Here is a 10,784-nt window from a genome sequence, read left to right as displayed (position 1 = left end):
GTTGCATCATCTTTTACGACCGCCTCCAGCTGGACCATATCCCCCACGGTGTACTGTCCCGGGCTGATGCTGTGGCTCAAAAATTTTGGCCCCTCGATATCCTCTTTCGTGTCCACCGCCTCAAACCATTGATCACTCTCATCTCCGTCTAATCTGGAGTAGTTCCCTTGATTGTCGTAAGCTGCGATTCGGTCTAATACATAACGTCCTGCTTCCATCCCCTCCACGATTTGCAGGTTTCCCGTGTAGCGACCGTCTCCCTGGTGGTACATGCTCACGTAGAGAGACCCCCCGCTTGTTGGCTTTCTCAAATAAAAGAGAACGTTTGAGACGCCGGTTGCATCATCTTTTACGACCGCCTCCAGCTGGACCATATCCCCCACGGTGTACTGTCCCGGGCTGATGCTGTGGCTCAAAAATTTTGGTCCTTCTAAATCCTCCTCCCCAAACACCCTCCAATCAAACGAACTAAATACCAATAACATCACTACAAGTAAACTGACCCATTTTTTCATTCTGTCGCTTCCTTTATCACTCATATGTAACACCCATTAAGATTTTCCAAAGAACAATATACCATCTACCTTCTAAATTTTGTCTCCTGTTTTTATAAAAAGGTGTATGTTTTTCGATACCACGACATAAAAAATACCAGGTGTCCGTTAGACGATTTGTCCAACTGAAAACCTGGTCATCGTTCATCACTTGCTCCCGACATGATACTTCGCCTCAACGACTTCATTCCCCATAAACGCCTCCATCGTCGCCGCCGTATCCGACGAGATGCCGTCCTTCTTCACGACTTTCCCGACCGTCTGCAGGATGATCTTCCAGTCATTGAAGAACGTGACGTTGTCGACGTACTTCACGTCGAGCGCGAAGCGATCCGGCCATGTCAGTCGGTTCCGTCCGTTCACTTGGGCGAGTCCCGTCAGTCCGGGACGTACATCGTGACGTCGGCGTTGCTCCTCGTTATAGCGCGGTAAATACTCGACGAGCAACGGGCGCGGTCCGACGATGGCGATGTCGCCCTTGATGATATTCAGTAAGCTCGGCAGTTCGTCGAGACTGAGCGACCGGAGCGTCTGCCCGAACGGGGTCAAACGGATCTCGTCCGGCAACAGCTCGCCGTGTTCATCTCGCTCATCGGTCATTGTCCGGAACTTCACCATCTCGAAGATGACGCCGTCCTTGCCTGGACGTTTCTGTTTGAACAGCACCGGTCCCCCGAGCTTCCACTTGATGAGACCCGCAACCGTCACGAGGACGGGACTCAATACGACGAGCGCGACCGACGCGAGCACCACGTCTTGTGGCCGTTTAACGTACGTCTCATACATCCCCATCACACTTCCCCCTTCCCGAATCGCTTGCTTGGAATCATCGACCGGACCAAGTCTTTCTCGAACGCATCGACCGTGAACACCCACATGAAGATGGCGTAGGCGAGGACGAGTCCCATTCCTTTGAAGACGAAGCCGAGCAACGTGTCAGCTGGAAACCAATATTGGACGATGAAGCCGAGTCCGAGGACGAACAAGAGTCCCGGGGCGAGCTTCAAGTGACATTCTCGGAAAAATCGGAACACGTCGAGCTTCAACACTTTCGCGTAGATGATGTTCATGAACAACGTGTTGCCGCTCAAGTATCCGATCATGACCGACAGTGCTGCGCCCGTCGCCCCGTACGGACCGCTCAGGAACGCCGAGACAATCAAGGCAATCACCGCCGACAGCACCATCCCGTACGCCCGGTAGCGGACCTGGTTCGTCGCGACGAGATGGATGTTGGCAATCTCTTGCGGCAACGTGATAATTCCCATCGCAATCAACAGGGCCGCGACGACGTACGACTCTTTGAAGTCGTCCCCGACCCAGAAGTGGATGAACTCCGCCCCCATCGCGATGAACACCATCGTGATGAGCCCGATGACGTACAGCTGGATGCGACCGACCCGAATCATCAAGTTCTCGATGTCCTTCAAACCGCCCGAGTGGTTGAGCCGGGTCACTTTTGGCAAGAACAACGAGTTGACGGCCGTGGCGATCAAGAGAACGTAGCCTTCGATGACCATCCCGATCGAGAAGATGGCGACGGCGACTCCGCTCGCGAAAATGACGAGCACGGTCGGCATGATGTGCATCAAGAAGTTCTGCGTCGCCGACACCGTCGTCTGCCACGAGGCGAAGACAAAAATCTCACGATACATCCCTTTCCCGGATGCGGTGAAGTCGATCTCCGTATCCGTTCCTTTCCAAACGTACAGCAGTTTACACAAGTTGATCAGCAAAATCATCGCCGCGTTGATGATAACGAGGGCGTAGACCCCAAAACCCATGACGAGCGCCCCGATTGTGAAGCTGACGATGAGGATTTTCTCGAGGAAGAGCAGCGTGTTCAGCTGGATGAATCGCTCGTTGACGATAAAGACGGCGTCAATCGGTTTGGCGAGCAGCGTGATCAAGATGTAAAACCCGACAATCGGATACATGACTTTCAACTTTTCCATGTCACTCGCGCTCAAATTGCCGTAAATGACGTCGAGCAGGAAATAGAGGACGACGAGGACGACGGTCAGGATGAGCGTCAAGAAGAAGAACAGCTTATAGGCGATGCCGAGAAAACGAATCTCCCCGGCTCGGTCGCCGTGCGTCCGATAGTTGCTGAGGAAACGGGCGACGACGATTTCAAGTCCGAGGTTGAACGCGAAGATGGCGATAATCGAGAACGACAGGACGTATAACCCATAGTCCCCTTGTCCGATTTTGCTGATCATCCACGGCGTGTAGAGGAGCCCCGAGATGATGTTGAACCCGATTGATCCGTACGAGACCAAGGCGCCGTATTTGATTTGATTCGAACTCGTCTGTTCCGGTTCGATGGCATATTTGGTCGCCATGGGAGAGCCTCCTCATTGATACGTATAGTAATAGGCGTCCTTGCCTTGACGCGACTCGCGGCGATTCAAGACGATGCCGAGAATCTTCGCCCCGGTCATGAGCAGCTGGTCGCGTGCTTTGACGACCTCATCCCGGTCGGCCGATTCACAGCTGAGGACGAGAATCGCCCCGTCGACTTCCTGGGCAATGATCCGGCTGTCTGCCACCTGCATGATCGGCGGTGCGTCGAGCAAGATGATATCAAAGTCGTCCTTCAAGTGATCGAGCATCTCCCGGAACGCCGGGGCTGCGAGCAACTCGGACGGGTTCGGCGGGACGACGCCCGCGACCATGACGTATAAGTTGTCGAGCTGTGTCGGCTGAATGGCCGCCTCGGCCGTCGAGCGCTTGGCGAGCACGTTCGAGAGCCCGATCCGTGAGTCGATATGGAAGATTTGATGGATCGTCGGGCGTCGCATGTCACAGTCGACGAGCAGGACGCGCTTGCCGAGTTGCGAGTAGACGACGGCCAAGTTGCTCGCGGTCGTCGACTTGCCTTCCCCCATCGACGTCGAGGTGATGAGGAGCGTCTGCAACTTCGAGCCGAGCGATGTGAACTCGAGATTCGTCCGGAGCGTCCGGTATTGCTCCGAGATCGGTGACTTCGGTTCGTAAATCGTGATCAAGTTTTTCGTCATCCGGTTATGATAGTTTTCGTTGCGTTTTCGGAACATACGGTTCACCCTCCTTTACGACTTTTGGTTCCTGCGGCTTCCGTTTCTCAGGTTTCGCGATTTGACGATCAAACAACGGGATCGACGCGATGACCGGGATACCGAGGATGGCTTCGGCCTCGGCCTCGGAGCGAATCTGTTTATTGAACAAGTAACGCATGAGGACGATACCGCTGCTCAAGATGAAGCCGACCAGGACACCGAGCGCCGTGTTGCGAGGAATGTTCGGTTCGACCGGTTCGGCCGGGATGAACGCCGGTGACAAGATTTGCGTATTATCGATATTCATTAATTTTGGTACCTCGTTCGAGAAGACACGTCCGAGCTCATTGGCGATCGATGACGCGAGGGCTGCCGAATCGGCCGTCGCCCGGATGGTGATGACTTGCGAGTTCTCCTCGCTCTCGATGACGATCTGGTCCTCAAGTTTCTCCGGGGCGCTGGCGATATTCTCGCGCACCTCGTTCAAGATGATCGGACTCTTCATGATGATCCGATACGTGTTGACGAGCCCTTGGGACGATTGAATCTGCGTGCTGTCGAGGGTCTCCGTCCCCGTCTGTTTTGGTACGACGAGAATTTGGGTCGACGCCTCGTACGTCGGTGGGATGACGTAGCGGCTGAGCGAGTAGGCGATGCCCCCGACTAGGACCATGGTGAAGAGGATGACCCACTTCTTCGTTTTCAGGATGAACCAAATATCGCGAATCGATGCGTTGATGTCTTTCACGGCAACCTAACCTCCTTCATTGGTGCGACTCAAAGTTGTATGCGTTGTTGGATAATGACCATTTCCCCGTACCCCTTCCCGTCAAATGCAAACAGGAAGGAGATGCCTATCATTTTTTTGAAAGATTTATCTACGTCGTGACGACGGGCGGGACGGGCTGTTTCACATGCTCGGCCCGATGCCGGCTATAGGCGACGACAAAGACGAGCAGAATCAACAGATAGGCGATGGCACGGAGCCGCAGGGCGGTCCCGATATTATCGTTCGTGATGGCGATCAAGCCGTTCCAGACGAACGCCTGCATCAAGATGAACTGTTGCACTTTCGTGACGTAGGCGCGACGTGACCAGAGGAACAACAGGATGAGCGTCATCGGCAACGCCTCGATGAAGAAGACGAGCAAGATGGTGAGGCCACGGACGTCCCACGGCAGCGGGCCGACGAGGTTGCCGAGATAACTATGCACGTAATTGAACAGGAAACCGAAGTAGTTCGATGCGTCGAGCCGGATGCCCATCTGACTGCCCCCGGCGAGGAAGCCGATGCCGTCAGAGCGATACTGCAACGCCGAGCGGAGCGTCTTGTCGACGATCGGGACTTGGACATCCATGAAGAACGTATAGATGACGCCGAAGATGACGAGCGCGAGCGTCAGGATGACGAACGGTCCGGCGACTTTGCGCACCGATTGCAGCGTCAGCCAGAGGACGGTCGCCATGACGAACGACAGGAGCGCATACGTCCGGAACTCGCCGAGCAACCAGACGGTCGGAATCAACAGCAGGAAGTACGTCCAGTTCTTCTCGAACAACCAGCGGATGGCGAGATACGTCGCGGCGATATAGAGCATGTAAATCCAGACGTCACGGTAAATCGATGTCGTGATGTTGATGAACAGGCTGATATAGGCGATGAAGCAAAACAGGGCGTACAGATGGGCGTAATGGCGGATGCGTTCCTCTTTCTCCCCGAGCTCCGTCGTCGCGAGCTGGATGGAGACAAGTTTCAAGGCGAAATGGATGAGGAGCGCCATCCCGACGAAGTTGAACAATCGGATGGCGAACACGCTCTCGGTGCCGATCAACTGCATCAGCTTGCCGATGACCCATGGATAGATGGACGTCCGGATCCACGACAAGTCGTAAAATACGTTCATCGCCTGTTCCCAGTAGAAGACGCCGTCATCCCCTTCCCCGAACAAATGGTACGACACGCCGTTCCCGGTCGCGTAAATCGCGAGCGCGTAGAAGACGGTCGTTGCGAGCAGATAATAGAACAGCACCAGATATTTGACGACGCCGACCTCGGTATCGAGTTTCATGCGTCTCCCTCCTCTCTTCAGGCAATCGGTCGATCAAAACTCTCGTAGATGCGTCGCATCTCCGTCTTCGAGCGGTCGACGTCGAACGCCTTGACCGACTCACTGTTATGGAGCCCCATCTGGTGGGACAAATCGAAATCGAGTTGCATCGTGCGGATGGCCCGCGCGAATCCGGCCACGTCTTCCGGCGAACATTTGTAGCCGGTCACCCCGTCAATCGAATAGTCGTTGATGCCATGCACGTTCGACGTGATGAGCGGTAGCCCGGCGGCCATCGCCTCGAGCGCGGCCATGCCGAGCCCTTCCCGTTTCGATGGGAAGACGAAGCAGTCCGACGCCTTCATCACTTCGATGACGTCGTCCCGGAAACCGAGCAAAGTCACTTGCCGCTCGAGCCCGAGCTCGCGGATGAGACGTTCGAGGTGGTCCTTGTTGTCACCCGTCCCGGCAATCAAATAACGGAGCGTCGGTTCATGCAGTGAGGCGATGGCGCGGATAATCGTCTCGTGGTTCTTATTCTCGTTCAACTCGCCGACTGACAACAAGACGAAGTCGGTATCGCTGTCGATGCCGAGGCCACGACGTTTCAACGGCCGGTCGATCGTGACCGCCTCAATCCGTTTCGTGTCGACACCGATGCCGGGGATGCGGAACGTGTGCGACGTCTTGAACGTCTGTGCCCGCGAGAAGTCCTCCTCGTTGATAGTGACAATCGTATCGGTCAATCGGGCGAGCGTCCGCTCGACCGGATAATACAGCATCCAGTTGAGCGATGGGCTGCCTTTGAAGAAATGGAAGCCGTGCGCCGTATACATGCATGGTGTGTGCGTCTGGCGCGCGACGAGCCGGCCGACGACTCCGCCGATCGGCGAGTGGCAGTGGATGAAGTGATAGCGGTTCGCCGTCATGACGGCCTTCAACTGTTGATAAGCGCGGACGTGGCCGTTCATCTTCTTGATGTCGCGTTCGAAATCGATTTGGTACAACGCGACCCCGTTCACCTCTAGGTCTTGCTTGATGCGGGCGATTTTCTCAGGCGAATACATGCTGCCCCATTCGAAGTTCGTGGCGACGTCGACTTGATACCCCATCTCTTGGAGCATGCGGATATTGTCGCGGTTGAAGCTCTCGATCATCGAGACGACCGAGGCGACCATGAGCACTCGTTTCATCGTTTTCTCCTCCTCACACACGTTTCCGAAGATAATCGACCCCATGCAACATCAAGACGAGCGGGACGGTCCGTTCATGTTTACAGAGCTGGAAGAACGTCCGCCATTTCACGTCGAAATGCTGTAGCTCCATCTGCGAATAGGCTTGCTTGTATTCGTCTTGCCGGAGCACTTGCTTCAATGACTCGGCTTGGGCGAAGAGCGATTTCGGTGCCGCCAGCTCGTTCAAGCCGATGCCGATCATGCTGAGGGCGATGCGATTGTAGAGGGCGCGCATGTATTCCTCGCCGAGATGGTGCTTCTCGATGTAGCGCATCAAGATATGGAAGAACTGCATCCGTGACGACACGAGGTCTCGCTTATACGCGCTCGACATCGAACCGGCGTCCGTCTTCCGGTAATGGTAGACCGGGTAATCGATATAGACGAAACGATGGCAATTCTCGAGCGCTTCGATTTGGAAATACAGGTCGTTGAACGTGCCATATGGACCGGCCCCGAACGTCAGATGTTTGACGAGGTCGCGGTGATAGAGGGTGAAACAGTTCGAGTTGAGCGCGTCGACGTTTTCCGGGTGGGCCAGCTCCTCGCCGATCAGTCCGAACAGGCGACGATGGACGTGGCGTTTCGTCTCGACCGCGTCGAACGACAAAAAATCCGCGTCAAAGATCTTCTTCGGTAACGACCGACCCTTGTACTCCCGGACGTACGTGCCCATGACCGCGTCGGCACGCTCCCGTTCGGCGTGTTCGACGAGGATGCGGATCGCGTCAAGGTCGAGCCAGTCATCGCTGTCGATGAACATGATGTACTCCCCTGTCGCCATGCCGAGCCCTCGGGTGCGGCTGAAGGCGCAGCCCCGATTCGTCTGGTCGAGCACTTGGACACGCGGGTCATGGATATATTCCATCAGGATGTGAAGGCTATCGTCGGTGCTACCGTCGTTGATGCAGATGATCTCGACGTGCGGGTACGTCTGTTGTGTCAAACTATCGAGGCACTGACGGACGTAGGCGCTCGCATTGTAGACCGGGACGACGAGGCTGACGAGCGGGGTAAGGCTTGGCATGTAGGTCACTCCTTCTAGGTTGTCGTTTCATGATGTGAGTGAATGCTGTGAGTCTATCCTCGTTGTTCCCGTAAGCCCTTCCCGGTAACTCACAAACGGAATGAGTCGTGGATAATCTTTTCGTGAATTATAAAAAACGAAAAAAGCCGACCGTTTGGTCAGCTTCGCATGTCACTGAAGTTGTTCGTGCCGTAAATTGCGGACGATGTTCTCGAACAGCCGCTCGTTCACCCGGTCCGATACGTATGAATTGTGCGGGGTGAGCGTCACCCATTCGAAGTTATAGAGCGCATGGTCCGACGGGAGCGGCTCGGTCTCAAAGACGTCCAAGGCGACCCCGAAGAACTTGCCTTCCTCGAGCGCATCGATAAGCGCCGTCTCGTCGATGATGGCGCCACGTGCGACGTTCAATAAGACAGCGTCTTCTTTCATGGACGCAATCGCCTCCGCATCAATCACATGATACGTCTCGTCGGTGAGCGGTAAAGCGATGACGATGACATCACTCTCCGCCAAGACGTCGTGCAACTCATCCATCAACACGTAACGGTCGACGAACGGGACCTGCTTCTCACGATGTCCGACGCCGATGATGGTCATATCGAACGCCCGGAACCGCGTCGCGATCGCCTCTCCGACGTGACCAAGGCCAAGCAAGGCGACGGTCTTCCCGGTCAGTTCGCGCAAGCGCCGTTCCTTCTCCCAATGCCGGTTCGCCTGCTTCTCCCGAAACGCCGCCCCGTGCTTCATGAAGTCGAGCAATTGCCAGACGACCCATTCGGCCATCGGTACGGCATACGTATCGCCGGCGTTATAGATGCGGACGTCTCGTTTCTCGAGTTCTTCGAGCGGCAGGCGATCGAGTCCAGCACTGATGGCCTGGACGAACCGTAGCCGTTTGAAATCCTCACATTGGCGATATTGAAACAAGTTGTTACAAATCAGTCCCTCGACCTCTGAGACATCGATGTCTGTCACGTCCGCTTCTTCCCGGAGCGTCGTCACCGTATAGCCGAGTCGTTCGAGTGTGGCGCGTTGTTCAGGAGTCAACCGCACTCCTGTCGACAGCAAATTCATGACAAAATCCCTTTCCGGTTCTGGATTTCCGTCGCGATGGCATCGACGGTCGAGACGAGGCTCAACCGGTTCAATTCCAACCACTCCGGTGTCGCGTGTTCGAGCTGTTGCTCGTACACCCTAATTTTCCATACCCCTTCTTGGAACATTTGTGCCTGTCTGGCGTCAAATTTTCCGGTCACCCCGATATTACAGAAGCTGCGCGACAAGATAGCGAGCGACGAGCCGAGCCGGACATGCTCCCCGAGCACTTTCTCGGCCGGGAGCCTCCCTTCTCCGATGCGGGCGATGCCGCCGAACCCATACGGGATGCCCACTATCTGGAGTTGACGTGTCACCGCCTCGACCGTCCCGTCGGCGAGCGGTTCGAACAGAAAGCTCTGCCCGTAACTGAGATGCAGGTCGTTCAATCCGATATGGACGTAGTCGATGCCCGATAGTTGGAGAACGTCCGGCATACAGGCGACGGCCTCTTTCGTCTCGCACAACAGACAGACGCCGGCCCGCTTGTCGACGAGCTCGATGAACGCCGCAACTTCGTCGACCGACTTATAGTACGGCAACATGACGACGTCGGCCCCTCGATTGATGACTTCATTGATCTCATAGCGCGAGTCTTGGAAAATCGGATTGACGCGGACGAGCAGCTCCGCATGCTTCAAGACCGCGCGCAACCGACTCACGTCGCGGACCGCATGGCGTGAGATGACCGTATCGAGATGACCTTGCCGTTCCACTTTCCCGTTCAACTCTAAGTCGACGAACACCCAATCGACCCCGTTCTGTTCAGCGAGCAGCGCGATCTCCGGCTGGTTCGTGATATACATCAGTTTCAAAGGCATGTGAGCACTCCTCCCATCAGTAGATTACCTTAGGAAAATAGCCCGTCCGAAAAACAACAAAACGGAAATGCGGATAATGCTTTTGGATTGTAAATGGAAGGTTTACAGATTTTTGAACAAATACCTATATAGGAAGTCACACGTCCCGTCCTCGAATATGCTTTGATATCAAATCATGCTCGCAACTTCTTTTTTGTTTTGTTTCAAATATAGGGAATCGGAAATAACTAACGTACAGAACAATATTTTCGACAGTTTTCGGCAAAAAAGGGGTGACCAATCATGGAATGGATTGTGATTTTTGGTGCAGGCGGTCACGCACAAGTCATCATCGATATTCTTGAGTTGATGGGACTCTACCGGATCGCAGGAATTTATGACGATAACCCAGCCTTAATCGGTAAATTCGTCGCCGGGTACCCCGTGCTCGGTCTCGTCCATTCCAACGTCGTCGCCAAAAAAGGCATCATCGGTATCGGTGACAACGTCCAGCGCGAGTCACTCGAGCGCGCCATCCGCGGACGGACACCAGACTTTGAATTCGTCAACGCCATTCATCCGAGCGCCGTCATCGGCAAGAACGTCATACTCGGCGAGGGCACGGCCGTCATGGCAGGGAGCGTCATCAATCCGAACGCCGTCATCGGCCCTCATAGCATCATCAACACGATGGCGTCTGTCGATCACGACTGTGTGCTCGAACCATTCGCTTCGGTCGCCCCGGGCGCGCATCTCGGCGGCAACGTCCACGTCGGTGCCCGCACGTTCGTCGGTATGAGCGCGACGGTCATCCACAACGTCCATATCGGGCACGACACGGTCATCGGGGCCGGCGCCACAGTCGTCAAGGACATCCCGAACCATGTGGTCGCCTACGGCTCACCGGCCAAACCGATTCGAGGGCGGGTCATGAATGAACGCTATCTGTAAGCAAAAACGAGGTCATCCCGCGCCGGGTGA

11 protein-coding genes are annotated in these 10,784 nt (G+C 55.3%); 1 reads left to right on the top strand and 10 read right to left on the bottom strand.

Features of this window, described 5'->3' with window-relative positions:
* From KNP67_RS05985 to KNP67_RS05940, 10 genes are all read right to left on the bottom strand, one after another.
* On the bottom strand, positions 1-515 hold a 515-nt coding region (locus KNP67_RS05985; protein WP_214756220.1), incomplete at its 3' end, for a hypothetical protein.
* Between the two features lie 186 nt (positions 516-701).
* Positions 702-1,346, bottom strand: a complete 645-nt coding sequence (locus KNP67_RS05980) for a sugar transferase (RefSeq protein ID WP_285800919.1) — start codon at positions 1,344-1,346, stop codon at positions 702-704.
* On the bottom strand, positions 1,346-2,899 hold the full coding sequence (locus tag KNP67_RS05975) for a lipopolysaccharide biosynthesis protein (protein WP_214756219.1): 1,554 nt from the start codon (positions 2,897-2,899) through the stop codon (positions 1,346-1,348). The genes KNP67_RS05980 and KNP67_RS05975 overlap by 1 nt, the downstream gene beginning before the upstream one ends.
* A gap of 12 nt (positions 2,900-2,911) precedes the next feature.
* Positions 2,912-3,613 (bottom strand): CpsD/CapB family tyrosine-protein kinase, encoded by a 702-nt coding sequence (locus KNP67_RS05970; RefSeq protein ID WP_029594848.1) that lies wholly within the window; start codon positions 3,611-3,613, stop codon positions 2,912-2,914.
* Positions 3,582-4,343, bottom strand: coding sequence for a YveK family protein (locus KNP67_RS05965; protein WP_051627686.1), 762 nt, complete (start codon positions 4,341-4,343; stop codon positions 3,582-3,584). The genes KNP67_RS05970 and KNP67_RS05965 overlap by 32 nt, the downstream gene beginning before the upstream one ends.
* 130 nt (positions 4,344-4,473) lie before the next feature.
* Positions 4,474-5,664 carry a hypothetical protein gene (locus tag KNP67_RS05960; protein WP_214756218.1) on the bottom strand — a complete coding sequence of 397 codons (1,191 nt, stop codon included), beginning with the start codon at positions 5,662-5,664 and terminating at the stop codon, positions 4,474-4,476.
* Between the two features lie 17 nt (positions 5,665-5,681).
* A complete protein-coding gene (locus KNP67_RS05955; protein ID WP_214756217.1) occupies positions 5,682-6,836 on the bottom strand; it encodes a glycosyltransferase family 4 protein in 1,155 nt (384 codons plus the stop codon).
* A 13-nt stretch (positions 6,837-6,849) separates the two neighbouring features.
* Positions 6,850-7,905, bottom strand: a complete 1,056-nt coding sequence (locus KNP67_RS05950; protein WP_214756216.1) for a glycosyltransferase family 2 protein — start codon at positions 7,903-7,905, stop codon at positions 6,850-6,852.
* 171 nt (positions 7,906-8,076) lie between these two features.
* Positions 8,077-8,982 carry a D-2-hydroxyacid dehydrogenase gene (locus KNP67_RS05945; protein WP_214756215.1) on the bottom strand — a complete coding sequence of 302 codons (906 nt, stop codon included), beginning with the start codon at positions 8,980-8,982 and terminating at the stop codon, positions 8,077-8,079.
* Positions 8,979-9,824, bottom strand: coding sequence for an aldolase/citrate lyase family protein (locus KNP67_RS05940; RefSeq protein ID WP_214756214.1), 846 nt, complete (start codon positions 9,822-9,824; stop codon positions 8,979-8,981). Before KNP67_RS05940 ends, KNP67_RS05945 begins: the two co-directional genes overlap by 4 nt.
* A gap of 282 nt (positions 9,825-10,106) precedes the next feature.
* Here KNP67_RS05940 and KNP67_RS05935 point away from each other — a divergent pair, with 282 nt between their 5' ends.
* Positions 10,107-10,754, top strand: a complete 648-nt coding sequence (locus tag KNP67_RS05935; protein ID WP_214756213.1) for an acetyltransferase — start codon at positions 10,107-10,109, stop codon at positions 10,752-10,754.
* Positions 10,755-10,784 lie beyond the last annotated feature (30 nt).

The sequence above is a fragment of the Exiguobacterium sp. s157 genome, from assembly GCF_018618205.1.
Classification (GTDB): domain Bacteria; phylum Bacillota; class Bacilli; order Exiguobacteriales; family Exiguobacteriaceae; genus Exiguobacterium; species Exiguobacterium chiriqhucha.
This window is presented reverse-complemented; position numbering and strand designations above follow the sequence as displayed.